Here is a 26,977-nt window from a genome sequence, read left to right on the forward strand (position 1 = left end):
ATATGGAACAAGGTAATTATTCAGTTGGGTTGGATATTGGAACCACCAAAATTGTAGCCATCATTGGTAAGGAGAATGAGTATGGCAAGATTGAAATTTTGGGTATTGGTAGATCTAAGAGTTTGGGAGTGCACCGTGGTGTGGTTAATAATATTACTCAGACCATCAAGTCTATACAGCAAGCTGTTGAACTGGCAGAAGCCAATTCGGGTTTAAAAATAAGCTCTGTAGTTGTGGGTATTGCCGGACAGCACATAAGAAGTTTACAACATAGCGATTATATAACCAGGGCTAAATCCGAAGAAGTTATCAATGAAGATGACGTGGAAAAGCTTTGCAATCAGGTTTATAAATTGGTAATGCTGCCAGGTGAGGAAATAATACATGTCCTACCGCAAGAATTTAAGGTAGATGGACAAGCGGAGATAAAGCAGCCAATGGGGATGTATGGAGGACGACTAGAGGCCAACTTTCATGTGGTTGTGGGACAGGTTTCCTCTATCCGAAATGTGGGAAGATGTATAAAAAGTGCCGGTCTTGATCTTGGTAATATAACTTTGGAACCTTTAGCTTCCGCGAATGCGGTTTTAAGTCAGGAAGAAAAAGAGGCAGGTGTTGCTCTGATCGATATAGGTGGTGGTACCACGGACTTGGCCATTTTTAAGGATGGAATAATCCGGCATACCGCAGTTATTCCGTTTGGAGGAAATGTAATTACCGAAGATATTAAGGAAGGTTGTTCCATTATTGAAAAGCAAGCTGAACTATTAAAGATCAAGTTTGGTTCGGCCTGGCCAGGGGAAAATAAGGATAATGAAATTGTTTCCATCCCAGGCTTGAGAGGGCGGGAGCCAAAGGAAATCACCTTGAAAAATTTATCCAAGATAATACATGCCCGAGTAGTGGAGATTGTGGAGCAGGTGTATGTGGAGATTAAGAATTATGGGCACGATGAGCAAAAGAAGAAATTAATTGGAGGCATCGTATTGACTGGCGGTGGAAGCCAGTTGAAACACCTTAAGCAATTGGTGGAATATATTACGGGAATGGACACTAGGATCGGTTATCCCAACGAACACCTGGCAGGCGATTCGGATGAGGAAATAGCCAGCCCATTATATGCAACAGCTGTGGGATTATTGATGAACGCGGTGCAGAACAGGGCCAAAGTAAGGGAAGTAAATCAAGAGGTTGCCGATAAGGATGTTGATCAAGATGTTTTTACGGGGGAAGATCATACCCAGACCAAAACGGCCCTTAAAAAGGAGCGCAAATCTATTTTTGATAAATGGTCCGAGAAACTGAAGGACTTCTTGGATAATGCGGAATAGATTAAAGATTAAGAACAGTATAGTAAACCAGTAAAATAAAAAATATGAGCAAGAACACTGAATTTGAAAGTATAGCCTTTGATTTGCCCAAAAATCAAAGCAACGTAATTAAAGTCATTGGTGTTGGCGGAGGCGGTAGTAATGCAATTAATCATATGTTCCAAGCCGGTATTAACGGGGTGGATTTTGTGATTTGCAATACCGATTCGCAAGCACTTCACAATAGTCCGGTACCCAATAAGATACAATTGGGAGTTTCATTGACAGAAGGATTGGGCGCTGGTGCCAATCCTGAAGTTGGGGAACAAGCGGCTATTGAAAGTATGGAAGAGATCAAGCAAATGCTTGAGCCTACAACAAAAATGATCTTTATTACTGCTGGAATGGGCGGGGGAACAGGTACTGGTGCTGCCCCTGTCATTGCAAAAATGGCAAAGGAAATGGACGTTCTTACAGTGGGGATCGTTACCATGCCTTTTCAATTTGAAGGTAAAATGCGTTGCCAACAAGCTCAGTTGGGAATTGAAAAATTACGTGCCAATGTAGATTCCTTGATTGTTATCAATAATAATAAATTAAGGGAAGTATACGGCAATTTGGGATTTAAGGCTGGTTTTTCCAAAGCAGATGAAGTGTTGGCTACTGCGGCTCGTGGTATTGCCGAGGTAATTACACATCACTATACTCAGAACATAGATTTACGTGACGCCAAGACTGTATTGAGCAGTAGTGGTACGGCCATAATGGGATCGGCCATATCATCTGGATCATCCAGGGCTCATGAAGCTATCATGAAAGCGTTGGATTCCCCTCTGCTCAATGACAACAAAATTACAGGAGCCAAGAATGTGCTTCTACTTATTGTTTCAGGTTCTCAAGAAATTACGATTGATGAAATAGGTGAAATAAACGACCATATTCAAAATGAGGCCGGTTTCGGTGCTAATATCATAATGGGTGTTGGTGAAGATGAGGGACTGGGCGAGGCAATCGCAGTTACGGTTATTGCCACGGGTTTTAATATTGATCAACAGGATGATATAGTAAATACCGAATCCAAAAAAATCATTCATACGTTAGAAGATGAACAACGAGCGGAGCATAATCTAACTCCTAAGAACGTTGTTCACCAGTTGGTCGAAGAAGAGGAAATTACGGCATCTCCAGTAAAGCCTACTCAGGTACAACAGGAGTCGCAAATGGATTTGATTCCTACTACCAATTTCATTAAGAACTTTAATGTGTTCTATGAGGAAGTTGTAGCTGAAAATGTTCAAGACGATTTTATCATAATAAATGCCTCCGATGAAATTAAGGATATAGAGGTAGTGGATCCCCGAGTAGTATCCAATAAGGATATCGAGGAAGATCAGTTTGCATTTAGTTTTGATATGCCTTTGGCCAAAAAGCCTACCGAGGAGGAAGAAGAGGCCCAACATATCATCACCTTCGATTTGGATGAAGAGGTAAGGGATTTGGAAGTAAAAGATCATGTAGAGGTTATACCAGTTCTGGAATACAATAAGAATGGGGAAAAGCGCTACAGTTTGGATGATTATATGGAGTTGGAGAAGAAGCTTACGGGAGCCCAATCCAAGGCAGAAAAGTTTGAGCCACGTATTGTTGAAGATGAGTTGGTATTTGAAAAGCGCACCGTTGCAAATCAGGAATCAAATCAGTCTAGGGTGAATGTGGAGGATGAAGACCCCGTTAACACCCCGATAGAAATCCTTTTAAAGGAACGGGCAGACGAAAGAAGAAGGAAACTAAAGGATTTCAATTATAAATTCCAGAATAGTCTTAGTAACTTGGACGAAATATCCAAGCAGCCAGCTTATAAGAGACAGGGAGTAAACTTAAATGAAAACCCTAGGGAGAATAAGGTTTCTAGAACTAGCCTTAGCGAGGATAGTAATGAAGATATCCAATTGCGCTCCAACAACTCTTATTTACATGATAATGTAGACTAGTAGGATTTGGTGTACTATTATTAACAAAGTTTAAACCCGAAAATAGCTTTTATTTTCGGGTTTATTTTTATCTTCGCAGGGCTAAAAAAGAGTTATGGGTTTACAGCAAAGAGTAATGGAGGATATGAAGGCGGCAATGAGGGCCAAGGACACCGTAGCATTGGAGTCGTTACGCGCTATAAAATCTGCTCTATTGTTGGCGCAGACCGAAACAGGACCGGGGACTGAACTGTCTGAGGAAGAAGAAGTAAAGCTGGTTCAAAAATTAGTAAAGCAGCGTAAGGATAGTGCCGCTATTTATAAGGAACAGGGACGTGAAGATTTGGCCGAGCCGGAATTGGCACAGGCATTGGTAATAGAAAAGTTTTTACCAGAGCAATTGACGGAGGAAGAAATTGAAAAGGTTGTAGTACAGGCCATCGATACTGTTGGTGCTGCTGGAATGAAAGATATGGGCAAGGTTATGGGAATTGTATCCCAAGAATTGGCAGGAAAAGCGGATGGGAAAACCATTTCCAATATCGTAAAGGCTAAACTAGCCAATTAAGAAAGTATATCTGACCATATAGGTCAATATTTGGCCCCGTGGCGCAACTGAATACCCGCCCGTACCGAACTGCCGTTGGTACGTTCGGGCGGGGCGCATCGGATTTAGTTACGAATGTATAAGGTCTATGTAATATATAGTAGTAGTTTTGAAAGATATTATGTTGGTATTACGAATAATATTCAAGTTCGTATAAAACAGCATAATTCTGGAAGGACAAAATCGACCAAGGCTTACGTTCCTTGGGAAGTAGTACTTATGGAGGACTACGAGACCAGATTGGCAGCTAGAGAAAGAGAAAAGTATCTAAAATCAGCTGCAGGAAGGCGTTGGAGAAAATTAAATGTACGGCCCCGTGGCGCAACTGAATACCCGCCCGTACCGAACTACCGTTGGTACGTTCGGGCGGGGCGCATCAGATTTTATTACGAATGTATAGGGTCTATGTAATATATAGTAGTAGTTTTGAAAGATATTATATTGGGATTACGGATAACATTGAAGTTCGTATCAAACAGCATAATTCTGGAAAAACAAAATCGACCAAGGCTTACGTTCCTTGGGAAGTAGTACTGACGGAGGACTACGAGACCAGATTGGCAGCTAGAGAAAGAGAAAAGTATCTAAAATCGGCTGCAGGAAGGCGTTGGAGAAAATTAAATGTACGGCCCCGTGGCGCAACTGAATACCCGTCCGTACCGAACTGCCGTTGGTACGTTCGGGCGGGGCGCATCGGATTTAGTTACGAATGTATAAGGTCTATGTAATATATAGTAGTAGTTTTGAAAGATATTATGTTGGTATTACGAATAATATTCAAGTTCGTATAAAACAGCATAATTCTGGAAGGACAAAATCGACCAAGGCTTACGTTCCTTGGGAAGTAGTACTGATGGAGGACTACGAGACCAGATTGGCAGCTAGAGAAAGAGAAAAGTATCTAAAATCGGCTGCAGGAAGGCGTTGGAGAAAATTAAATGTACGGCCCCGTGGCGCAACTGAATAGCGCATCAGATTTCGGCTCTGAGGGTTGGGGGTTTGAATCCCTCCGGGGTCACGAATAAACCACAAAAAAGTGGTTGTGCAAGCGAGCTTCAAAAAGGAAGCTCGCTTCTTTTTTGAAGTAAAGCGAAGCATAACTTTTTGTGGTTTTCAAAGCGGAGCTTTGTAGGGAAGGGCGCAGCCAATCCCATTTTCGTAATCCAGTTCGATTCTCGCTTCTTTTTTGAAGTATAGCGAAGCATAACTTTTTGTGGTTTTCAAAGCGGAGCTTTGTGGGGAAGGCACAGCCAATCTCTATGTTCTAAATACCGACATCACCATCAGAAGTAATTAGTTTGCTAGGTAATTTGGTCATTTCGTCGAAATTCATAAGCAGAGATGTAAAACCATCAATAAATATAAATCCATCGAATGTTCCATTTCCATCAAGTAATGAGACTGTTGAACCATCTTTATGTGTAAAAATAATTGGAGTATTTAAATCTTCCGTTACAATTATTGCCAAATCGTCAATTAATACTTCTTCCGTTATGTTCTCCTCAGCTACCAATTCATCACAATTCCTACAACAAGAATTAAATAATAACATGCAAAACAACATGCAAACCAGTGATATAATTTTTCTTGTAATTTTCATATCAAATTGGATTTATTTGGATTATTCATTATCAAGGGTCAAATCGTAATATGGTTATGGAATATTCTATTTATTAATTTATAGCCTAGTCAAAACTTTTCATTTTTTTAAATTAAAAAGCCGCCCCAAAACCAAAATTGAACATCAAACCTGAATTTAATGGGCTGATACTTTCTTGTTGTACTTCTGAGGTGCCATCAGAAAATTTTACGGTCGTATCCAAAAATTCGGGTACAGGGGTTAAAGCATATCCAATCTCGGGACGAAAATAGAAGCCTGACCCCAGTTTAGCCCCGAGCTTAAGATTGACTGATTTATTCAATAACTTCACATAACCAGTTCCAGTTTTATTATAATCAGTATCTGACGAATACCCGGAATCTATTATTTCAGTTTTAAGAATTCCATAGCTCAAATTGGAATATAAGCCCTTCCCAGGTTTGAAGAAATAATAATTAAAACCAAACTGTAAATAGGAATAATCAAATTTTTCAATCTCTAAAAGCTTTTCCGGAGACAATGTTGAATACTCTATAGATGGTGCCAATTTTTTGCCTAATAAAGGTGTGACATATTCAATGTTACCACCCAAAGCATTCGGATAACCAATTTTAACTCCAATTCTAATTGGCTTTTCTTGAGCTAATGTGCTAAGAGATCCTAAAAAGGATGCAATAATCAAACAACTTTTCATTTTAGATTTCATTTCGATGGCCTTTAAATTATTATATGAATTGATCAAATGCGTTATATCGAATTTATACTATAACTCCACGACACGAAATACCCAAGATTGGGTATTTTAACATATCTTTAATTGAACAATTACTGATAAACTTCCCCCTATGAAGGAAAACGATATTGCCCAGGTATTGAGCGTTTGGGAATCTCGAAACAAAATCCTAAGCCCTAACAAAAAAGTACTCTTCTCAGAGATTTTGGATCAGATTTCATTTCTCTTTTCAGTCGGACCTTTCTATTACTACATTCTAAACTTTGAAGATTTGAAAATGGAATTTGTCAATGAAGGAACAAGGGAAGTTTTGGGCATTGCCCCAGAAGAATTTACGATGGAAAAGGTATTTTCCTTAATGCATCCCGAAGACCTTGAGAAAATGCATGAGAAGGAAGCCCTGGCCTTCGATTTTTCCCTGAACAGGATTTCAAAAGATGATATTTTACTTTATAAGATTGTTTATATGTTTAGAATGCTGCACGCCGACGGTACATATAGGACTATCTTACATCAAGTGAAGGCTTTGAGCGCATCAGAAGATGGCAAAATACAACAAGTATTAGGTATTCATACGGATATCACCTATTTGAATATCCCGTTTCACCAAAAGGTTTCCTTCATTGGCACCAATAGACCTTCTTATTATAACATTAGTCCTAAAAGTATATTTAATCCTAATGATATAGCTTCGAAATCTATTTATTCCAAGCGTGAGATAGAAATCATAAAAGAATTGGCCAAAGGAAAAAAATTCATTGAGATAGCTAAGCAATTGTTTGTATCCCCCCATACGATAAATACCCATAAAAAGAATATTTTAAGGAAGTCTGGATATAAAAATACTCCGGAACTCATTGCTCAGTGCATTATGAACGGAACTATTTGATCCATACGGATGATCCAAACTCACGTCGAGTTGTTCCAATTCAATGACAAAAGGACATAATTTATGAACTGCATTTCATAAAGTCTAAAACACCTAATTTCAGTAAAAATAGGGGCTTTTTGATCAATGCCAGTTTCCGTGGGTTCTCTACTACTTATTGTGCCACAATTTTCACAAAACCCAATAATCATGGTGTTTACATATCTTTATTTAGGGATACTTGTGGGCATTGCTACCCAAATCACCAGTAATCTTTCTTTCGACCTACAATAGTCTCAAACATTTCCATAATAGTTTAAAAAGGGATTTTTCAATGCTTTTTAGTAAAAAACACTTGGACAAGGTATCAATAGCACATTTTAATTCTTATCCCTATTCTTCATCTTCCTCCAAAGGATGTAAAATATGATCGCTAGAACAGGTAAAATAATATATACAATTACATCAAATGTGCTTGTTATATCGATAGGCTTATTATCATCAGGGTTTCGTGTGCCTATAGGTAATTGAAGTAGTAAAGGAAATAAATTGATAAGCATTGTTTTTTTGAGAATTGCTGTTATGTAATTTACAAAATTAAATAGGCAATCTCAAGGGTTCAGACAATCCTATTAGATATACCTGTTCATTTTATGCTTCCTTTTTCAGAGATGACAAGGCTACATGATCTAAGAATTATTATAAACCTAAATTCCATTTGTGTCCTCTAAATCACTTAAGCCATAAACAAGGGAATAGGTCTTCGCCTGAATTTGTATTCTTCCAACGGATTATTCCTTGTTATCCTTTTTAAAAATATTTCCAATTCCCTTACTGATCTTTTGTATGGTTTCAATTCCTTTGTTCAGTGGTTCAGGGTTAATTTGATCAGATCGCTTGCTGCCAAAATTCTGAACGAACTGCTGTGGATATATGATAAGTCGGCTATTATTGGGAAAATGTTTTTCTACTTTGGACGGGAGATTTTCGAGCATAACCATATACGATGCGGCGCCTTTACGGGCAGAAACCAAAACAAACAAATCATCTTCACGTATGTTTCTTGAGAGAATCAGGAAATCTTCCCAATCACTGAAATGACTAGCGGTAATTGTGGCCGATAATTTAGAATCTTTAACCAAGTTTTTAACGGATTTTAGTGTTAATTCATTGCAGTATAACTGTATAGGCACACTTAATTCCTGAGCCAATTTTGCAATTTTCGAAAACCAAAGTTCGAAGCCGTTTTCATGTTCTGTTAGAGGAGGAGCTGCAATTACAATTCTTTTGTGTAATACCAAGGGTTTTTCAAAATGACAGATAAAAGTAGTTTTGTCGGTGTTGCTTATAATGCTGTCCACTTTTTCCCCAATCAGTTTGTCAATAAATCCGGTACGTTTTGGCCATCCCAGAACAATGATGTCCGCCATTATTTCTCTTGCAATACGAGATATTCCGCTGGCTGCATTATGGTCAATTGTGGTAATGATACTTACTTTCGTTTCCGTTGCAGATGCTTGTTCTACAAATTCTTCAAGTTTGTTTCTGGCTTTAAAAATATTTGTTTCCGCTTCCTCATTATTGGAAACTACCGAAAGAACAGATAAGGGATTGGCTGATTTTGTTCCTTTTATAAGAATCGAAAATTCGAGAAGTTTTTCCATGTTCTCGATATTGGCAATTGGTAATAATATATGTTCGTTATGTGGGCCGTTTGATTTCAATAAGCCCGTGGTGTCATCTTCTGTCTCAAGGACAAGTTTTTTAGCGGCTTTTTCTGTGGCAAAGGATGCAACAACGCAGGTGATTAAAATAAGTATAATTGTTCCGTTCAAAATATTTTCATCAAGAATTTGCGCCTTATAGCCCACCAAAATCACCGCAAGTGTTGCGGCGGCATGTGAACTGCTTAAACCAAAAATTAGTTGGCGTTGTGTTTTGGAATATTTTAAAGCAAACTGAGTAACCAACGCAGCAAACCATTTTCCAAATAACGCAACAACTGAAAGCGTTGCCGCTACAACAAGAGCCATTTTACCATTTAGAATAACACTGACATCAACCAACATTCCTACGCTTATCAAGAAAAAGGGAATGAATAGGGAATTGCCTATAAATTGTATTCTATTCATTAATGCCGAAGAATGGGGGATAAGCTTGTTTAAAGCCAATCCTGCGACAAATGCACCAATGATCGGTTCAACTCCTGCCAATTCAGCCAAGAAAGCCGCAAAAAACACAATTGAAAGAACAAAAATATAATGTGAGTGTTTTTCACTTTCCAGTTTACGAAAAAACCAATTCGCAATTCTAGGAATAACAAAGAACATAATAGCCGAAAAAACAGTTAATGAAACGCCCAATCGTATCCAAAATGCCATGTCCAGGTTACCCTGACTGTTGCCCATAATTACGGCTAGGATGATTAGAACGGCCGTGTCCGTCAATATGGTTCCTCCAACAGTAATTGCAACGGCTTGATTTTTCGAGACTCCTAATTTACTTACTATGGGATATGCAACCAATGTATGGGTTGCAAACATGCTGGCAGTAAGAAAACTGGCATTAAAGTCATATTCGAGAAAGAAAAAACAAACAGGGAAACCGATTGCTAGTGGGAAAATGAATGTAAAAAGTCCAAATAAGAGACTTTTATTTCGGTTCGATTTAAACTGGTTCATATCAAGTTCAAGCCCAGCTATGAACATGATGTACAACAGTCCAATAGTAGAAAAGAGATCGATCGCAGAATTTTTTTCAAGAATATTGAGTCCAAAAGGACCAACTACAACTCCCGAAATTATTAAGCCTATTATTCCGGGAATATTTAATTTTCTCAATAGAATGGGAGATAACAGGATGATAAATAAGATTAAAGAGAATATCAGAACTGGATTTCCCAATGGCAATTCAAATTCGTGCATGAAGTGTTTAAAAAAATCTGTCATCTTGTAGACTTTCCCCTTTTTAGGACAACTCTAAATTCAACTATTTTTGGTTAATAATATGCGTTTCGGGAAAGAATTCTTCCACTAAACGATTCTTTAATTCACCTTATGGTAGGCCTTCCAATCCCTTTGGAGTCCTTGTCTCCTTAGTTGAAAACATGGAAAAAGTGGCTTAACTCAGCTTGATGAATAATTTCTTGGGAAATTATATGGATTTCATACCTTATACTTCCAAAATAACAACCAAATGAGGTATTTGCAATTTAAGTATATGGTGCTGGCCATATTGGTGACATTTGTTTCTTGCAAGGACAAGGTAAAGCCCAATTTAGTTTCCAGTCCCCAACGCACAGACAAACCGAATATTGTTCTCATATTGGCAGACGATCAGGGATGGGGGGATCTGGGTATAACGGGAAACACTAATCTGCAAACCCCGAACATCGATGCTATTGCCAAAAACGGGGTTATGTTCGATCATTTTTATGTAAGTCCTGTTTGTTCTCCTACCAGGGCCGAATTGTTGACCGGCCGGTACTTTCCAAGATTGGGGGTTTATTCCACTTCTGCCGGAGGGGAACGTTTAAACTTGGATGAAACGACTATTGCACAGGTGTTCAAGGAGGCTGGGTATACCACTGCGGCTTATGGAAAATGGCATAACGGCATGCAACCGCCCTATCATCCCAATGCCAGAGGCTTTGATGATTTTTATGGATTCTGCTCAGGACATTGGGGAAATTATTTTAGTCCCATGTTGGAACATAATGGGGAAATAGTAAAGGGAGAGGGATTCATAATTGATGATCTTACCAACAAGGGGATAGATTTTATAGATAAGAATAAGGATAAGCCTTTCTTCCTTTATTTGCCCTATAATACGCCACATAGCCCCATGCAGGTTCCGGATGAATTTTGGGGTCGTTTTAAAGACAAGGAGCTTGCCATGAAATATCATGGAGAAGAAAAGGAAAACGAAAACTTTACCAGGGCTGCCCTGGCAATGGTAGAAAATATTGACTACAATGTGGGCCGGGTATTCAACAAGCTTAAAGACTTGAAACTGGAAGAAAATACCATCGTAGTGTATCTATCGGACAATGGTCCCAACGGATGGCGTTGGAATGGTGGTCTGCGGGGCAAGAAAGGATCTACCGATGAAGGAGGGGTGCGATCTCCTCTGGTGATGCAATGGAAGGACAAGCTGCCTCAAGGAAAACGGATTTCACAAATAGCAAGTTCTATAGATTTATTGCCCACTTTATCCGAATTAGCACAAATCCAGGTGAAAACCCTTAAGCCATTGGACGGAAAAAGCTTAAAGCCCTTGTTGATGGAGGATAACGCCAGTTGGGACGATAGGGTGGTCTATAATCATTGGAACAGAAGTACAAGTATCCGTACGCAAAAATATCGCTTGGATAGTGAGGACAGACTTTATGATATGGAAAAGGATGGCGGACAGACCACAGACCTTTCTGGGAAACTGCCGCAGCTTGCAGATTCTTTGAAACGGTTAAAAAGCGATTGGTTGCAAGAAGTAATGCCAAAATCCAAGGAGACGGAGGATCGGCCTTTTACTTTGGGGCATCCTGATTATATATACACCCAGATTCCCGCCCGGGACGGGGTAGCGCATGGCAATATAGAACGGAGTAATAGGCATCCCAACGATACCTTTTTTACAAATTGGAAAAGCACAAAGGATAGCATCAGCTGGGATGTGGACGTTCTGGCCGATGGAGAATTTGAGGTAGTACTTTATTACACGGCCAAAGAACGGGATTTAGGGTCTGAATTTGAATTGCGATTAGGGGAGAGTTCCCTGAAAGGAACGATTAGTAAGGCACATGATCCCCCGTTGGTAGGGGAAAGTAGAGATCGGGATCCCAGAATTGAATCATATACCAAAGATTTTATTCCTATGGATTTAGGTAAGATGCAACTGAAAAAGGGTAGGGGCAATTTAACACTTAAAGCACTAAAAATTCCTGGAGAAGAAGTTATGGATGTCCGATTATTGATGTTTAAGAGGGGGAACTGATATGGTACGGGCAACTGGGATTCGAAGTTATCACCCTTAGCTCACTTAGCCTTTTACTTTAAGTCCAAATAGAGATCATTGGGTAAATTTTATGTCGCTCCTGTTCAAATACTGTAGTGTTGTACAACGACTTTGGCTTTTGTGTTTTTTAAATGAACTTTTGTTGTATTGGTGTTTTTTTTTGTAAATTATTGCATACTAAACACATAGACCATGAAAATTAACAAAGAAAGTATTCCGACTACAATGCAGTCACCGGACACCAGAATGCGGGCCCAACCCAATTTTGGGGGCATGACCGTTTGTTTCAATGAATTGCCCAAGGGCACTGATTTTACCCCACTCCTACAAGGATTGGCTAATAATAGCTGCCACTGCCCTCATTGGGGGTATGTATTGGAGGGTGCTATGTTGGTCATTTATGATGATGGAAAAGAAGAATTGCTCACTAAGGGGGATGTCTTTTATATGCCTTCGGGTCATACGGCCATCGTTAAGGAAGATATTAAATTGATCGATTTTAATCCAACTAAGGAATTCAATGAGGTAATTACCCATGTAGGCATCAAAATGGCCGAATTTGGAGCGTAATCCAGTCTAATGGTTTGTACTCTACTGTAATTTAGGGATATCCATTGATGGCCAATTTTTATGGAATGGATATTATAATTCAATGGTATATAAAAGCAATTCTTCCTTGCTGTTGGGAAGGGTTGTTGTTCCCGCTAAGGCCATACCAAGTTTTTCCAGCAATTTTTGGGAGGCAACATTGTGTTTGGAGGTTATGGCACTAAGGGCATGGAGCCCGAATTCCTTGAAGGCTGCATTTTTTAATTTGTCAGTGGCTTCAAAGGCAAAACCTTTGCCTTCATATTCTGGTAAAAAGGCAAAGCCAATATCGATGCCTTCCAATCCCTCCCTATCATATAATCCACAACATCCAATTTTTATTTTGTCCGTTTTTCTTATAAGGGTATAATTGGAAAATCCAAGTCGTTCCAGTTGCGGTTGCATTTTGGTTAAAATATACTCTTTTGCCATTTCGGGCGAGCTTATATTTCTGTCCCCAATGTTTTTAAGCCACTTGGGAGTGTTGAACAGCTCATAAATAAACGCTGCATCCTCTTCCGTGGTGGGTTTTAGGATTAGCCTTTCTGTTTCAAACGTCTTATAGGGCCTCATATTAAAATTCACTAACTTTGTTTGTCCTAAAGGGATGATTATTCATGTATCTGCGACCAAGGCTCGCAACCGCGAGTGAATTTAATGGTTTTTCAGGTACACGGGCTGCAATAGGCAAAATACTAAAAAAAGACATGCTTATAATTTACCCTGGAATTTCTAAAAAATAACAGCCTTAGTTTAATTAATGGATGGATTAAAAGCCCAGTTACTGTTTTTAGAACACTAAGGATACCAATATATACTGCTAATGAAAATCACCGTAATTTCCGACATTCACGACAACATCTGGAACCTGCAAAAAGCCTTGTCCATGCCGGAACTTCGGGCTACGGAAGCGATGCTGTTTTGTGGTGACCTTTGTTCCCCCTTTGTAATACATTTACTGGGGCGTGCGTATTCCAATCCAATCCATATTGTATTGGGCAATAACGATGGGGATGTTGCGGCTATCATAGAGAATTCTAAGAAATATTCAAATATTCACATTCATGGAGAATATTTTAGAAGTCACTTAGGCGGTAGATCATTGGCTATGAACCACTACCCTGAAAAAGCTAGGGCAATCGCTGAGAATGGAGGTTTCGACATTGTGTGCTATGGACATAATCATACCGTAGTTAACGATGAAATGGTTGGCGACACCCTATTGATCAATCCAGGGGCCATAATGGGTTATCACGGAGGAAAGCTAATGGATATTCCCGCAACTTATTTGGTATTGGATACCGACCTGCTAAAAGCGAAAATTTATCAAATTTGAACCTGTAGGTGTATAGGACTATGCTAAGCTACGTCTGCCGACTTAGGTAAGCCAGATTGAAGGCTAATACAGGCTCGCGGCAGCGAGGGGAAACCTAATGCTCAAAGCAATAAGAATTCCTGGAGAAGTTATGGATATTCGATTATTGATGTTTAAGAGAATGAATTGAAGATCTATGACGTAGAATGTGACAAGTACTTTTTATTGGTTTGGCATTGGTATTTATTAATTCGTTCTGTAATATATTAAGTCATGGGTTCATAAGTACAGGATGAGACCTTATTGACATCGATTCAAATTAATCAATGCTTTTTACAAGTAATGGTCACCAATTGTATAACATTGATATTTTTTCCATAGACTAGCTCCCAAGTTTAAAAGATTAAATTGGCTTCCAAATTTTGAACGCGATGAAACTTAAAAGCATTTTACTTCTATGTCTCCCACCTTTTTGTCTATTGATATATGGATATGGCACAATTTCCCAAAAAACCAAAACTCCTGAGCTTTATTTAGATCCTATCTTCAAAGTTAGTTTCGGTGATGCTACTGCGGATAAACCTCAATCAAAATCATGGACAAACGATTATGGGCAATGGCTGGTGGTAGGTGATGAAGACGGTCCTAAATTATTGAAAAAGGATGTTTCGGGATGGAGGGGTCAATCTGCGATCAATAGCGAATGGCATAGCTTACCGAGTAGGGCCGACGTTTTAAGCAAAGGCGATGAGGCGCATATTGTCTTTGTTGGGGAATGTGCATTGAATGTAGCTCAAGTGACTTATTCCCATCATAGCAAACAATACGAACATCAATGGAAGAGTTATCTTCCCATTTCTCAGGACTGCCACTCTATTGAAACTGCTACTATTACACAGGATTCAAAAAATGAATATTGGGTTTGTGCCGACATGAATGAAAATATCATGGTTTGGCATTCCTCCAATGGTAGGGATTGGTCAGATCCATTTACGCTGGCGGAGGATATCAATAAAGATGATATCTCCTTGATAGTCCGACTAAAAAATCAAGTATCAGTTATCTGGTCCAACCAAAATACTCAATCCATCAATGAGCGAATCCATTATGATGGGGATGCTCCCAATAAATGGTCAGGGACTATAATTGTTCAGCAGGGAGATAATAACGCAGACGACCACCTGAATGCGACTGTGTTTGAAAATGGGGAAATGGCCTTGGTCACCAAGAACAGTGTGGACAAAATTAATCAACCTCAGTTTGTATTGCGAATAAGGGACAAGAAGGGCAAATGGACAAACATTCCATATGAAAACCTCAGTCCTGGATTTAGCCCTAGCCGTCCTATTATTAACCATGTTGAATCAGGAAAAATATTTGAAGTACATTCAGTAAAAAACAAAGTGAACAATCGGTATTTTATTTCTGTGAATGAAATAGTCAGACAGAAAGATGGCTGGGAGTTTAGGGAGCTCATACAATTGAAGACCAAAATAAAGGGAAAAAACGGGGATGTTACATCGAGTAAGGCCAGTTTTTCACCCAATGGGCCTAAACTTATATTTTTCTCAGATGATTTGGGTAACGTCTATTCGTTTGATTTGGATACGTTAAAGTAGGTTTCCAGATTGCGTCTAAAGTGCTAAAACGAATTGCTTTAGCTAATGCTGTCCTTTTAATAGGAATGCTGGATAATGTCAAATCTATTCCTTTAAAAAGCTCATTCAAAGAAATTTATCGCTTGGCCCTCATAACCTGGGGGTTCACAATAATTGGCATAGGTTAAGGTGTTGAGTCATTTTCAGATTTTAAATCTACAGCATTTTGCAATTTTTTTTCAAACACTGCCACAGCAATGGCAACTGTGATGGAAATAAAAGTTAATATGATACACATGGCAAGAAAACCAGCAGGGTCGTCTTCTTTATGGTGATATAGCTTAATATATATTCCGGCCATCGCAATTAAAATACTTAAAATGATTGCGCAATATTTTATACTTCTTAATGTTCTTATCGAGTTTAGTGTAAATAATTTATCTTGTCCGATAAAACCAAGTAATTTGAATGTTTTATACAGCGCTATAAAAAAAACAATCGATGATGCATAGCCATACAAGATGAATGGGTCAAAGTAAATGCTGAACAGGTCTAAGTTCTCGGCTCTTCCCTCGATCAATGGCAGTCGTATCATCATGAAAAGTGCCACCACAGCTATAAGCGCGATGACTGCCTGAAGAAAAATTATAGTAATTCTTTTCATAATGATTTTTAAACTATATCGTGAAAATAATATTCATTACAATCCTAGCAGCTACCTATAAAAATTAACGATTGGCCATTTGTTTAGAAGTCGAAATTGTTCTTGCGGTTTAGCTATCCTGCAATGTTTGTTAAAGTGCCTATATAGCAACCAGTAATTATATACCCATTATTAATCTAATATAGCAAATCTTTTATTTGGTTTTGCATTAAAAATGCTCACTTAGTAGCAACTATTAGGAGCTTTATTCTTATTGCCAGGTCACCATTTTTTTTAGTATTATACTTGTTAAAATTGAACTACAAGCTGCCTATCGCTATTCCTATCAACACTCTTTTTTTCTCGTGTTTTAGGTCCATACAATATTTTATTACTGCTGAAATTCCTTGTGGATATCCTTCAACCCTTTTTTGGCTACTTTCAAGGCTCTAAGGGTCTTCTTTGTTTTTTGGGAATGGGCTTCCATTCGTATGAGTACATTCCTTAAGGTTTTAGTGGCTTCCACTATAAAAGGACCTTTGTTGAGCATAACGCATTCGGCTTGGGCGCTTATGGTGGCATCTGAAATTTCGGCTCTAGTAGCCATGCCTTTTTTTGCCATAGTATCCAACACCTGGGTGGCCCATATCACGGGTATCTGTGCAGCCTCACACAACCAAAGTATCTCATTTTGTACTTCAGATATACGTTCAAATCCCACCTCTACCGCCAAATCCCCTCTGGCGATCATTACGCCAATATTTGGTCTGTTCATGGCTCTAAAGAGAATGGAGGGTAAATTCTCAAAAGCGGTCCTGTTTTCGATTTTAAATACAACTCCAATGTCATTATTCCCCAGTTTGTCCAGTTCCTCATAAAGCCGGGATACATCGGCCGCATTGCGAACAAAAGAGTAGCCAATAAGGTCTGCATTAGCAGAGATAAAAGGCAATAGCTGTAAGTCTTCCGGAGTTAGTGAGGGAAGGCTGAGATGGGTATCCGGTAAATTGATGCCTTTCCCGGGCCTAAGTTTTTTCTTGTAAGAGTTTTTAACGACAAGGGATGCAGAATTGCCAGAGATTGACCTGACCTTGGCACTTATAGCGCCATCATCAAAAAATACTGATTGCCCCACTTTAAGGTCATCAATGATTTGCGGAAGAGAGACTTCGATCATGGCATTTTCCAAAGCAGGATCTAGTTTAGTATTTCCTTCTGAAAGATTTCGCGAATTAGGCTTTATCAACAGTAGTTGGGTGCCCTTATGTATTTTTAGGAAGGGAATGGATTTTATAGATCTTTCAATTTCGACCCTTGTGTAAATATTGCTGATTCTAATTTTGGGACCAGGTAGGTCCATGTAGACGTTTATAGGAAGATTTAATTCCTGTTTAACACTGTCTATATTTTTAAGGATTTTTTTCCATAATTTTTCATTTCCATGGCTAAGGTTTAAGCGGGCAATGCCCATGCCTGCCAATCTCAATTTTGTGATAAGGTTTTTGTTGGTCGTCACCTCGTCTGGCATGGTCACCATTATTTCGGTATCCCGTTCCCCGCTTTCCGTTTTAAAGAGGTCATTGGCATGTTTTACCAATAATTTTTTACTACCTGTGTATCCAATAGCTTCCAAGCTTGAATTCTTTTCCCATGTTTTACCGTTCAGTAATTTCACAAGTTTTAAGGCATTGGAGATATTTTCATAGACGTACCCGGCCCCGCTTCCCAAGGAAGATATCCCTATTTCGGATAGGTCACTCTGAATCCCACGAATATCTAAACTCCGGAGCAGTAAATAGCGATACAGGTTTTTGGCACTGGATTTATATTGAGGATGTACGGAAGTGACAATCCTGTCTGCTATAGACTCATTATTCAGAAGGTTTTCGTAAATTTTTTCAAGCTCCGTTTCCAGTTTTTTGATATCCATAACATGTCGATTTTGATAAAATGATGACCTAGCCTGTGATATTAAAAATACGAATATAAAACATGGTTATTTCCCGGTACAAGTACAAAAAGAAGTTAAAATTTAACATAAAAAAAGCAATACCTCTAAACATTATTATGAGTAAGGGTATTGCCATATTTATTGTAAAATAATAATATTCCCTAGGGGTTAAATGTAACTTCCAGAGGGTGGTTGATCTGTTCGGAAAATGCATTTAAATAATTCTCCCAGTCCTGTTTGGTGTTAAATTGCCCGCTCTTTTTCCATCCAAATCCAGCGTAATAGGTTACTGTATTATTTTTTACTTTTAATTGTGCGTAGGCGTTGCTTAGATCCTTTGTTGGTACATCGTATTTTTCAAAATCGATGAAAGTTTCATTGTTGGCAATGATTGCGGTTCCCAATTCCGAATCACCATGTGGCTGCCAGTAACTTACCCATCCATTATCCTTCTTGCCGCTAACCTCACCATCCTTTTCATGAAGAGTGAGTCCGGCGGAAATTTGGTCAACACCTTCTAGGGTGATATTGAATTTCGACAAATTTTGACCTAGGTCCAAGCTTATAACTCTCGATTCCTTAATGGTTTTTCCATTGGCGTCCCAATCTTCATATTCCAGATAGAAGCTGGTCCTTATTGGCCCTTTGGTAATGGTACGCCACTGTGTGTAGTTTTTGGAATAATAGTAGGTACTGTCTACCTTAGCTGCAATACCTCCAACACCACGGCTAGGACCTACATGAAAATCATCCAGGCCTTCCCCCGTATCCTTGTGGTAACTGCTGACTCCGCTCAGCTCCTCTTTATACCATTTGTCAATTATGGGGTATTCTACCCGCTTCAACCAGGCATCGACACCGCTGGACAGTGTGCCTCCCGGAACCTTGTCCTCGATCATCTTTTGTGCGGTGGGACCGTACACCCGAAATGCAACCTTGTTGTTTTCCCAGGTATAATCATCCGTGCGCTCTGGAACAAATCTGGAATAACATAACTCTTGAGCAGTGGGATTTTCTCCTTCGCCAACTTTAACGATTTCAAATTTACTTTCGCTATTCGCGGGCATTTTGGGTTGAAATAGGATCATATCCCAAGTACCATCCCCATCATTGTCCACCTTTTGGATGATTTCCAGCTGATCGGTTTCTGTATTTTTAATTCCTATTGAAGATAGGTCATCCATCTTTAAGATGCCCTTGCCGAGCTCCACAGTTTCAGTAGTCCGTTCCATATCGAGCACATTTTTTACTGTAATGATCAATGGATTCTGTTTTTCGGCACAAGCTATTGAGCACAAGACACTAACGGATAGTACTGCTAATTTATAAAGTGAATTCATAACATCATATTATTTTTCATTGGACGGTTTTCCTATAGTGGCTAATATGCCTCCATCTACATAAACTATTTGTCCATTAACAAAATTACTTGCCTTGGAACTCAAGAAAATGGCTGCGCCTTGTAGGTCATCGGGGTCACCCCATTTCCCTGCTGGTGTTCTTCCTACTATGAAATCGTTGAAAGGATGTCCATCTATGCGTATAGGGGCTGTTTGTGCTGTAGCAAAATAACCAGGTCCAATTCCATTGACCTGAATATTGTGTTTGGCCCATTCCGTAGCCATATTCCGGGTCAACATTTTTAGACCACCTTTGGCAGCGGCATAGGCCCCTACGGTGTTTCTGCCCAATTCGCTCATCATGGAGCAAATGTTGATTATCTTACCTTCTTTTCGGGCAATCATGCCCTTGACAACATGTTTGGATACGATAAAAGGACTTACCAGATCTACCTTAACGACTTCTTCAAAATCGGCAACCTCCATATCCTCCAATGGAATTCTTTTAATAATTCCGGCATTGTTTACCAAAATATCAATATGCCCAACTTCCTTTTCAATTTTGGATATATTTAGTTGGACTTGATCCTCTTTGGTAACATCAAAGAGGTATCCATGGGCCTGTAACCCTAAAGCCTTATATTCAGCAACGGCATTGTTCAGCTTTTCTTGGGAGGAGGCTCCATTAATGACCAGGGTGGCACCTGCCTTGCCCAGTCCAATGGCCATAGCTTTGCCCAAGCCATGGGTAGCACCAGTAATAAGTGCTGTTTTTCCAGTTAAATCAAATAGGTTTATTGACATCTTTATAGGTTTGTAACTGTTATTTTAAGTCTTTTATTTTACAGTGGTCCATGTCGCCATAGTCCAAGTTCTCACCGGCCATTCCCCAGATAAAGGTATAATTACTGGTTCCTGAGCCGGAGTGTATAGACCATGGCGGAGAAATAACGGCCTCATTATTTGCCATCCAAATATGTCTTGTTTCTTGGGGTTGTCCCATGAAATGGCAAACTGCCTGATCTTCTGGAACTTCTAAATAGAAATAAACTTCCATTCTTCTGTCGTGTACATGTGCTGGCATCGTATTCCAAACGCTTCCAGGTTTTAATTCTGTCATTCCCATTTGAACCTGACAGGTCTCTACCAGACTGTTAACGATCAATTTTCTTATAGTTCTTGCATTGGCCGTCTCCATGGAGCCCAACTCTACAATTTCCGCATCTGCTTGACTAATTTTTTTGGTTGGATAAACCTTATGTGCCGGAGTGGAGTTCAAATAAAATTTGGCTGGTGTTTCTGCACTGTTGCTGCTAAATACAACATCCTTATTTTCCTTTCCAATGTACAGGGCTTCCTTGTAATCCAGATCATATTTTTTACCATTGACAGTTACAGAACCTGCTCCGCCCACATTGATAATTCCAATTTCCCTTCTTTCCAAAAAATAATCCGATTTTAAAGGATCTATGGTAGTCAGTTTTAACGAAGTTTTGACTGGTGTTGCCCCTCCTACTATGTATCTGTCAAAATGGGTATATACCAAATTAATAGTATCGGCTTCCATTAAATTCTGAATTAAGAACTCCTTTCTTAAACCTTCTGTGGTTAATTCCTTTGTCTCTTTCGGAGAGCAAGCATACCTAACTTCATAATTGTTTTTCATGACTATATATCTAATAATTATTTTCTAAACTAGTGGGGAAATATGGACTTATTTAATAAGTCAGATTGTAAATGTATTAAAAATAAATCAAAAATACAATCGATTGTATTTTTGATTTGGTATCTTTGTGATAGTTAATATACTCTTTATTCATGAAAAATAAAACTACTATTCATGATATTGCCAAGGCATTGAGCATTGATGCCTCTACCGTATCAAGAGCATTGAACAATAGTCCAAGGGTAAACCAAAAAACCAAGGATAGGATATTGGCAAAGGCAAATGAATTAGGGTATCAACGTAATTTATTGGCTTCCAATCTCCGTAAAAACGAGACCAATACCATAGGTGTGATAGTGCCAAGAATATCGCGACATTTTTTTTCATCGGTAATTTCAGGGATAGAGGAAGCTGCCTATGATGCGGGATATAATGTGATTATTTGTCAGTCCTTGGAACAGTTGAAGCGGGAACGGGATATTGTTGGGACTTTATTGGCCAACCGGGTTGCTGGAGTGCTGTTGTCTGTTTCGATGGAAACAAATGATTACGACCATTTATTGAATATGAAAAATAATGGTACACCTTTTCTTTTTTTTGATAGACATTGTGATATAGAAGGAATTAGTAGTGTGCTTATTGATGATGTTCAGGGTGGGTTTGATGCAACTGAGCATCTTATTTTAAAAGGCTGTAAAAGTATTGGTCATTTTTCCGGTCCCCAAGAATTGTCAATTTATAAAAATAGACTGGCGGGATATATTAAGGCCTTGGAAAAATATAAAATTCCATATAGGCCAGAGTTGGTAATTCGATCGAGTCTAATGGAAATTGACGGTGCCGAAGGTGCAAAAACCTTACTTTCTTTACCCTACAAAATAGATGGACTATTTTCAGCCAATGATATTGCAGCCATAGGGGCGATGAAGTATTTAAAAAATGAAGGAATTCGAATTCCTTATGATATTGCTATAGTAGGTTTTAGTAATGAACCTATTTCTGAGGTAATTGATCCATCTTTGACCACAATTGATCAGCCTGGGTTTCAAATAGGTCAAATCTCTACAAAACTATTATTGGAAGAAATAAATAAATCGTCGAACTCAAAAAAAGCCAAAAAAACTATTCTGAAGTCTTCCCTAATAGAACGTGATTCGTCTAGAAAATGATATTTAAAGCCTTGTGAAACATCTTTTATATGTTTAAAAACAATACTAATAAATAAAACTAATATCCCATGAAACTGCTCTTCGTATCCCTTCTTGTCTGTTTGGCAAGTTGTCAAAATTTGTCTAAAAATAAAAATATTAAAGTCGATAACAAGGTTACTGCCAAGCTTAGTTCTTTTGATCTTAAAAAGGAAATAAAAAACTGTGAGGCCCAATTAAACAGAGCTGTTCCTAAACTTACCGATCTGTCCAAACATCCACGACTGATCGAAACAAATGAAACCGAATGGAAAGAAATACCTAATGGGAGATTGGTGTGGACTTCCGGATTTTATCCTGGGATTCTTTGGTATATGTACGACCTTACCAAGGAGGAAAAATGGAAATCGGAAGCTATAAAAAGGACAGAAGTTTTTGAAGATTTTAAAACGATCAATGAGCACCACGATATTGGGTTTATGATGTTCCCGGCCTATGGTAATGGATATATTTTTGGAGACAAGAAGGAGTATAAGGACATTCTTCTAACTTCTGCTGAATCCTTGGCCAGTAGGTTTAATCCAAAAGTGGGAACTATAAGATCATGGTCCAATAAAATGCATCCACGTTGGCAGCAACATATTACCATAATCGATAATATGCTTAATTTGGAACTATTGTTCTGGGCCGCTAAAAATGGTGGTAGTAAGGAATTTTATGATATTGCCGTAAAACACGCTGAGACCACAATGGAAAATCATTTTAGGCCAGATTATACTTCTTGGCACGTTATTGAATATGATTCTATATCCGGAAAAGTATTGAACAGACATACCAAACAAGGCTATGCAGATGATAGTCGTTGGTCCCGGGGACAGGCCTGGGGGATCTATGGATATTCCATGATGTATAGGGAGACAGGTGATAAAAAATTCTTGGATTTTGCGGTAAAGTTAACGGATAAATATTTGGAACTACTTCCTGCCGATTATATACCCCATTGGGATTTTGATGTGTCTAATTTGGAAAATGAGGAGCGTGATGCCTCCGCAGCCGCAGTTGTGGCTTCCGGCCTGTTGGAGCTAAGTACTTTTGTAAAGGAAAAAAAGGATCAGGAGCGGTATTACAGTGCCGCTATGCGTATGTTGGAATCGTTGAGTTCAGAGGAATATTCCGGAGTAGGGAAAACAGATTCCTTTTTAATACATTCCACAGGAGCAAAATCCTTGGGACATGAAATTGATGTGGCCTTGATCTATGCAGATTATTATTATATAGAGGCGTTGGACAGATTGCAAAAAATGGAACAGTCCAAATAATTTATCAGCTTACAGCCGGTTAGCCTAGGTTAACTGGCTGATTGGTAACTGATTTTTTATTTTTCACAATATTATTCATAATCATTTTGGCATGTATTCTTGAGTTTTCTATAAACCATTTATGGGTCTCCATTCCTCCACAGATTACTCCCGCCAAATATAAATTCTCAATATTGGTTTCCATGGTTTCCGGATTATACTGTGGAAGCCTTTTCTCATCTTTGGATAATTGGATTCCTATTTTTTCCAGAAAACTAAAATTGGGCATATACCCCGTAAGGGCCAGGACATAATCATTTTTAAGACTTATGGTTCCAGTAGGCGAATTCAGGATAATTTCATCTTCTGTAATTTCCTTTACCACACTACTGTAATAGACTTTTATGCTGCCTTCCTCAATTCTGTTGATAATATCCGGTCTTACCCAATATTTTACACGTTGGCCCACCTCTGGTCCTCGGATAATCAAGGAGACTTCCGCTCCTTTTCTATAACATTCCAAAGCAGCGTCTATAGCTGAATTGCTTGCCCCAATGACCGCTACTTGCTGGTTGGAATAAAAGTGTGGATCCTTGTAATAATGCGTCACTTTTTTTAAGTCTTCCCCAGGTACATTCATCCTGTTGGGAATATCATAGAAGCCTGTTGAAATAATTACATTGGTTGATTTATAGGTGCTTTTTTCAGATACAATGTTAAAATACCCGTCAATCTTACTAATTGAATTTACTTTTTCAAAGAGGGAAATATTTAGATTGTTAGAGGTAACTATTCGTCTATAATATTCCAGGGCCTCATTTCTTTTCGGTTTCGCCTCTATGCTGATGAAAGGAATTTCATCAATTTCCAATTTTTCCGAGGATGAAAAGAACTGCATGTTCAACGGATAATTATATAGGGAATTAACGATACATCCCTTTTCTAGGATTATGTAGGACAATCCTTTTTTTTTAGCTTCCAATCCACAGGCAATTCCAATAGGCCCTCCTCCAACAATTACAACATCCCAAATCTTCATTATCCTATAATTTTTTTAAGTTCCCCAATCGTTTGGGATGGGTCATCACTTTTAAAAATAAAGCTTCCTGCTACCAATACATCTGCACCGGCATCTATAAGTTGCTTTGCGTTTTCTGAGGTAACACCACCATCAATTTCTATTAGGGTATGTGCACTTTTTCTTTTTATGAGTTCTTTTAATGCCCTTATCTTGTCGTAGGTGTTTTCAATAAATGATTGTCCGCCAAATCCTGGGTTTACACTCATTACGCAAACAAGGTCAATGTCATTTATAGTGTCTTCCAACAAGTTAATATTGGTATGTGGGTTTAGCGCTACGCCAGCCGCCATTCCTTCGGCCTTAATAGCCTGCAGTGTGCGGTTCAGATGCGGACAGGCCTCGTAGTGAACGGTTAAATTATTGGCACCCAGATCGGCAAAGGTCTTGATGTAGCGGTCAGGGTCAACAATCATTAAATGCACATCCAAAGTTTTTGTAGCATGGGCTGCAATTGCTTTAAGGACAGGCATTCCAAAGGATATGTTGGGTACAAAAACACCATCCATAATATCTATGTGGTGCCAATCGGCATCACTGTGGTTTACCATTTCAATATCTCGCTGTAAGTTGGCAAAATCAGCTGCCAATAGGGAAGGGGCAATAATCTTTTCGTCCATTACTATAACTGAAATTAATTCTACAAAGGTAACAAAATGATATGGTTTAAGGGAATAGGGGAAACTGTTTGCCCATTATGTTTATCTCGCTGTTTTAGGTAAATGTACTATCAATACCAACGCTTCTTTTTCTTTTTGGATGCTACGGATTTCCTTCCTTTCTTGTGTTTGCTGCCTTGTTTTTTGTGTACTTCCGGTTTGGCCTTGGGGTCTAGGGGATAAGGATGGTCTTCAACCACTTCAATGTGCTTTTGCATCAGTTTTTGAATAGTTGACAAATATCCTTTTTCATCTGCAGAACAAAAAGCATAAGATGTTCCGGTGTTTCCTGCCCTTCCCGTTCTTCCTATACGGTGAACATAAGTTTCTGGTATATTGGGTAGGTCAAAGTTGATTACGGCGTCCAGATCGTCTATATCCAATCCTCGTGCCGCAACATCGGTGGCAACAAGAATGTTGGTCTCTCCATTCTTGAATTTCCCTAAGGCTTCTTGGCGCTCGTCTTGGGACTTATCACCATGTAAACTTCCTGCCTTGAAATTATTGTTAAGGAGTGTTTTTTCCAATTTATCCACTCCGAATTTTGTACGTCTAAAAATAAGAATATTACCTTTTATTGTATTCCTCAATAGGTATAGGCATAATTCAATCTTATCGGGTTTTGGAGTATAATATAACAACTGATGTACTGTAGCTGCTGCCGAAGATGTAGGGGTCACGGCCACTTTCTTGGGGTCTTTTAAAATGGTATCCGCCAATTGAACCACTTTAAAAGGCATGGTAGCAGAAAACAATAAAGTCTGCTTTTCCTTGGGGCATAATCGCTCTATTTTTTTAACGTCATCTATAAATCCCATATCCAGCATTAGGTCCGCCTCGTCCAATACCAAAGTTTCTACGTAATCCAAATTAACCACATCCTGTTTGTGAAGGTCCAATAACCTACCAGGGGTTGCCACTAGGATATCCACTCCCTTTCTTAAGGTAGATATTTGCGGTTCTATCCGCGTTCCACCGTAAATAACTGCCGAGGTTAAATGGGTATGCTTGCCGTAATCTATAAAACTCTCATGAATTTGTGATGCCAATTCCCGAGTGGGACTAATTATTAAGGCTTTTATTTTTTTACCTTTTTCAGAAGTTTCCTGCTTGTCAAATAACATTTGTAATATAGGAAGGGCAAAAGCGGCTGTTTTTCCCGTTCCTGTTTCGGCCGACGCAATAATGTCATTTTTCTGTAAAACCAATGGAATGGCAATTTCTTGAATAGCAGTGGGGTCGTTATAGTTCATTTCAGCGACCGCTCTCAAGAGGTGCTTGTTTAGCTTTAATTCTTTAAAATTCATATGGGTACCTGTTTTGACAATGATCGTTGCAAAGGTAAGGTAAATTAAGGCTTAACCCTTTGTGTGAATTAACCTCTAAGTTGCCAATTGTTAAAAAATAATATTTTAGCTACATAGAGTCTGTCTTCAACCGATAATTTTAAAATTAAATACTATAAAATTAGCTAAACCTTAACTAAAGAAATTTAAAAGGCAAAAGGTAATTTATTAAATTTATAGTTGTTTTGTTTCTGGTTCAAAGGTGAGCTCACCCAATGAAATATGGACAAAAACAGTCTTCCGAAA

25 protein-coding genes and 1 tRNA gene are annotated in these 26,977 nt (G+C 38.8%); 14 read left to right on the plus strand and 12 right to left on the minus strand.

Going from position 1 to position 26,977, the window contains the following annotated elements:
- Positions 1 to 2: 2 nt before the first annotated feature.
- The 7 genes from ftsA to MWU78_RS19470 all read left to right on the plus strand — a co-directional run bounded on the left by ftsA (position 3) and on the right by MWU78_RS19470 (position 4,905).
- Positions 3 to 1,331: a cell division protein FtsA gene (gene ftsA, locus MWU78_RS19440; RefSeq protein ID WP_247000930.1), complete on the plus strand. Its 1,329-nt coding sequence runs from the start codon at positions 3 to 5 to the stop codon at positions 1,329 to 1,331.
- 44 nt (positions 1,332 to 1,375) lie between these two features.
- Positions 1,376 to 3,301 carry a cell division protein FtsZ gene (gene ftsZ, locus MWU78_RS19445; protein WP_247000931.1) on the plus strand — a complete coding sequence of 642 codons (1,926 nt, stop codon included), beginning with the start codon at positions 1,376 to 1,378 and terminating at the stop codon, positions 3,299 to 3,301.
- 94 nt (positions 3,302 to 3,395) lie between these two features.
- Positions 3,396 to 3,848 (plus strand): GatB/YqeY domain-containing protein, encoded by a 453-nt coding sequence (locus tag MWU78_RS19450; protein ID WP_247000932.1) that lies wholly within the window; start codon positions 3,396 to 3,398, stop codon positions 3,846 to 3,848.
- Between the two features lie 114 nt (positions 3,849 to 3,962).
- A complete protein-coding gene (locus MWU78_RS19455; RefSeq protein WP_247000933.1) occupies positions 3,963 to 4,298 on the plus strand; it encodes a GIY-YIG nuclease family protein in 336 nt (111 codons plus the stop codon).
- Positions 4,280 to 4,615, plus strand: a complete 336-nt coding sequence (locus MWU78_RS19460) for a GIY-YIG nuclease family protein (RefSeq protein ID WP_247000934.1) — start codon at positions 4,280 to 4,282, stop codon at positions 4,613 to 4,615. Before MWU78_RS19455 ends, MWU78_RS19460 begins: the two co-directional genes overlap by 19 nt.
- Positions 4,597 to 4,854: a GIY-YIG nuclease family protein gene (locus MWU78_RS19465; protein WP_247000935.1), complete on the plus strand. Its 258-nt coding sequence runs from the start codon at positions 4,597 to 4,599 to the stop codon at positions 4,852 to 4,854. The genes MWU78_RS19460 and MWU78_RS19465 overlap by 19 nt, the downstream gene beginning before the upstream one ends.
- A tRNA-Arg gene (locus MWU78_RS19470) sits at positions 4,832 to 4,905 on the plus strand. Before MWU78_RS19465 ends, MWU78_RS19470 begins: the two co-directional genes overlap by 23 nt.
- Before the next feature lie 246 nt (positions 4,906 to 5,151).
- Here the strand turns inward: MWU78_RS19470 and MWU78_RS19475 are convergent.
- The gene (locus tag MWU78_RS19475) at positions 5,152 to 5,487 is read right to left on the minus strand and encodes a hypothetical protein (protein ID WP_247000936.1); all 336 of its coding nucleotides are present in this window, start codon (positions 5,485 to 5,487) and stop codon (positions 5,152 to 5,154) included.
- Between the two features lie 112 nt (positions 5,488 to 5,599).
- Positions 5,600 to 6,193 (minus strand): hypothetical protein, encoded by a 594-nt coding sequence (locus MWU78_RS19480; protein ID WP_247000937.1) that lies wholly within the window; start codon positions 6,191 to 6,193, stop codon positions 5,600 to 5,602.
- 139 nt (positions 6,194 to 6,332) lie between these two features.
- Here MWU78_RS19480 and MWU78_RS19485 point away from each other — a divergent pair, with 139 nt between their 5' ends.
- On the plus strand, positions 6,333 to 7,109 hold the full coding sequence (locus MWU78_RS19485; RefSeq protein WP_247000938.1) for a LuxR C-terminal-related transcriptional regulator: 777 nt from the start codon (positions 6,333 to 6,335) through the stop codon (positions 7,107 to 7,109).
- Between the two features lie 770 nt (positions 7,110 to 7,879).
- Here the strand turns inward: MWU78_RS19485 and MWU78_RS19490 are convergent.
- Positions 7,880 to 10,036 carry a cation:proton antiporter gene (locus MWU78_RS19490; protein WP_247000939.1) on the minus strand — a complete coding sequence of 719 codons (2,157 nt, stop codon included), beginning with the start codon at positions 10,034 to 10,036 and terminating at the stop codon, positions 7,880 to 7,882.
- Between the two features lie 247 nt (positions 10,037 to 10,283).
- Here MWU78_RS19490 and MWU78_RS19495 point away from each other — a divergent pair, with 247 nt between their 5' ends.
- Positions 10,284 to 12,080, plus strand: coding sequence for an arylsulfatase (locus tag MWU78_RS19495; RefSeq protein ID WP_247000941.1), 1,797 nt, complete (start codon positions 10,284 to 10,286; stop codon positions 12,078 to 12,080).
- Positions 12,081 to 12,293: 213 nt separating this feature from the next.
- Positions 12,294 to 12,671, plus strand: coding sequence for a hypothetical protein (locus MWU78_RS19500; protein WP_247000943.1), 378 nt, complete (start codon positions 12,294 to 12,296; stop codon positions 12,669 to 12,671).
- A gap of 72 nt (positions 12,672 to 12,743) precedes the next feature.
- Here MWU78_RS19500 and MWU78_RS19505 read toward each other — a convergent pair whose 3' ends face one another.
- Positions 12,744 to 13,274, minus strand: a complete 531-nt coding sequence (locus tag MWU78_RS19505; RefSeq protein WP_348647115.1) for a GNAT family N-acetyltransferase — start codon at positions 13,272 to 13,274, stop codon at positions 12,744 to 12,746.
- Positions 13,275 to 13,512: 238 nt separating this feature from the next.
- On the opposite strand from MWU78_RS19505, the gene MWU78_RS19510 reads away from it, so the two are divergent.
- Positions 13,513 to 14,025 (plus strand): YfcE family phosphodiesterase, encoded by a 513-nt coding sequence (locus tag MWU78_RS19510; protein WP_247000945.1) that lies wholly within the window; start codon positions 13,513 to 13,515, stop codon positions 14,023 to 14,025.
- A 410-nt stretch (positions 14,026 to 14,435) separates the two neighbouring features.
- A complete protein-coding gene (locus MWU78_RS19515) occupies positions 14,436 to 15,623 on the plus strand; it encodes a hypothetical protein (RefSeq protein WP_247000947.1) in 1,188 nt (395 codons plus the stop codon).
- Between the two features lie 163 nt (positions 15,624 to 15,786).
- On the opposite strand, the gene MWU78_RS19520 is transcribed toward MWU78_RS19515, so the two are convergent.
- From MWU78_RS19520 to kduI, 5 genes are all read right to left on the minus strand, one after another.
- Positions 15,787 to 16,266: a DUF2975 domain-containing protein gene (locus tag MWU78_RS19520; RefSeq protein ID WP_247000949.1), complete on the minus strand. Its 480-nt coding sequence runs from the start codon at positions 16,264 to 16,266 to the stop codon at positions 15,787 to 15,789.
- Positions 16,267 to 16,636: 370 nt separating this feature from the next.
- The gene (locus MWU78_RS19525; protein WP_247000951.1) at positions 16,637 to 18,175 is read right to left on the minus strand and encodes a pyruvate kinase; all 1,539 of its coding nucleotides are present in this window, start codon (positions 18,173 to 18,175) and stop codon (positions 16,637 to 16,639) included.
- Positions 18,176 to 18,357: 182 nt separating this feature from the next.
- A complete protein-coding gene (locus MWU78_RS19530; protein WP_247000953.1) occupies positions 18,358 to 19,536 on the minus strand; it encodes a DUF4861 family protein in 1,179 nt (392 codons plus the stop codon).
- 9 nt (positions 19,537 to 19,545) lie between these two features.
- Positions 19,546 to 20,340: a gluconate 5-dehydrogenase gene (locus tag MWU78_RS19535; RefSeq protein WP_247000955.1), complete on the minus strand. Its 795-nt coding sequence runs from the start codon at positions 20,338 to 20,340 to the stop codon at positions 19,546 to 19,548.
- Positions 20,341 to 20,359: 19 nt separating this feature from the next.
- Positions 20,360 to 21,202 carry a 5-dehydro-4-deoxy-D-glucuronate isomerase gene (kduI, locus tag MWU78_RS19540; RefSeq protein WP_247000957.1) on the minus strand — a complete coding sequence of 281 codons (843 nt, stop codon included), beginning with the start codon at positions 21,200 to 21,202 and terminating at the stop codon, positions 20,360 to 20,362.
- A gap of 152 nt (positions 21,203 to 21,354) precedes the next feature.
- On the opposite strand from kduI, the gene MWU78_RS19545 reads away from it, so the two are divergent.
- Positions 21,355 to 22,371, plus strand: a complete 1,017-nt coding sequence (locus tag MWU78_RS19545) for a LacI family DNA-binding transcriptional regulator (RefSeq protein WP_247000959.1) — start codon at positions 21,355 to 21,357, stop codon at positions 22,369 to 22,371.
- 68 nt (positions 22,372 to 22,439) lie between these two features.
- Positions 22,440 to 23,669, plus strand: a complete 1,230-nt coding sequence (locus tag MWU78_RS19550) for a glycoside hydrolase family 88 protein (RefSeq protein WP_247000962.1) — start codon at positions 22,440 to 22,442, stop codon at positions 23,667 to 23,669.
- Between the two features lie 19 nt (positions 23,670 to 23,688).
- On the opposite strand, the gene MWU78_RS19555 is transcribed toward MWU78_RS19550, so the two are convergent.
- From MWU78_RS19555 to MWU78_RS19565, 3 genes are all read right to left on the minus strand, one after another.
- Positions 23,689 to 24,687 (minus strand): YpdA family putative bacillithiol disulfide reductase, encoded by a 999-nt coding sequence (locus tag MWU78_RS19555; RefSeq protein ID WP_247000964.1) that lies wholly within the window; start codon positions 24,685 to 24,687, stop codon positions 23,689 to 23,691.
- The gene (gene rpe, locus MWU78_RS19560; RefSeq protein ID WP_247000966.1) at positions 24,687 to 25,346 is read right to left on the minus strand and encodes a ribulose-phosphate 3-epimerase; all 660 of its coding nucleotides are present in this window, start codon (positions 25,344 to 25,346) and stop codon (positions 24,687 to 24,689) included. The genes MWU78_RS19555 and rpe overlap by 1 nt, the downstream gene beginning before the upstream one ends.
- Positions 25,347 to 25,456: 110 nt before the next feature.
- Positions 25,457 to 26,692, minus strand: a complete 1,236-nt coding sequence (locus MWU78_RS19565; protein ID WP_247000968.1) for a DEAD/DEAH box helicase — start codon at positions 26,690 to 26,692, stop codon at positions 25,457 to 25,459.
- Positions 26,693 to 26,977 lie beyond the last annotated feature (285 nt).

The organism is Arenibacter sp. F26102 (genome assembly GCF_023015865.1).
Classification (GTDB): domain Bacteria; phylum Bacteroidota; class Bacteroidia; order Flavobacteriales; family Flavobacteriaceae; genus Arenibacter.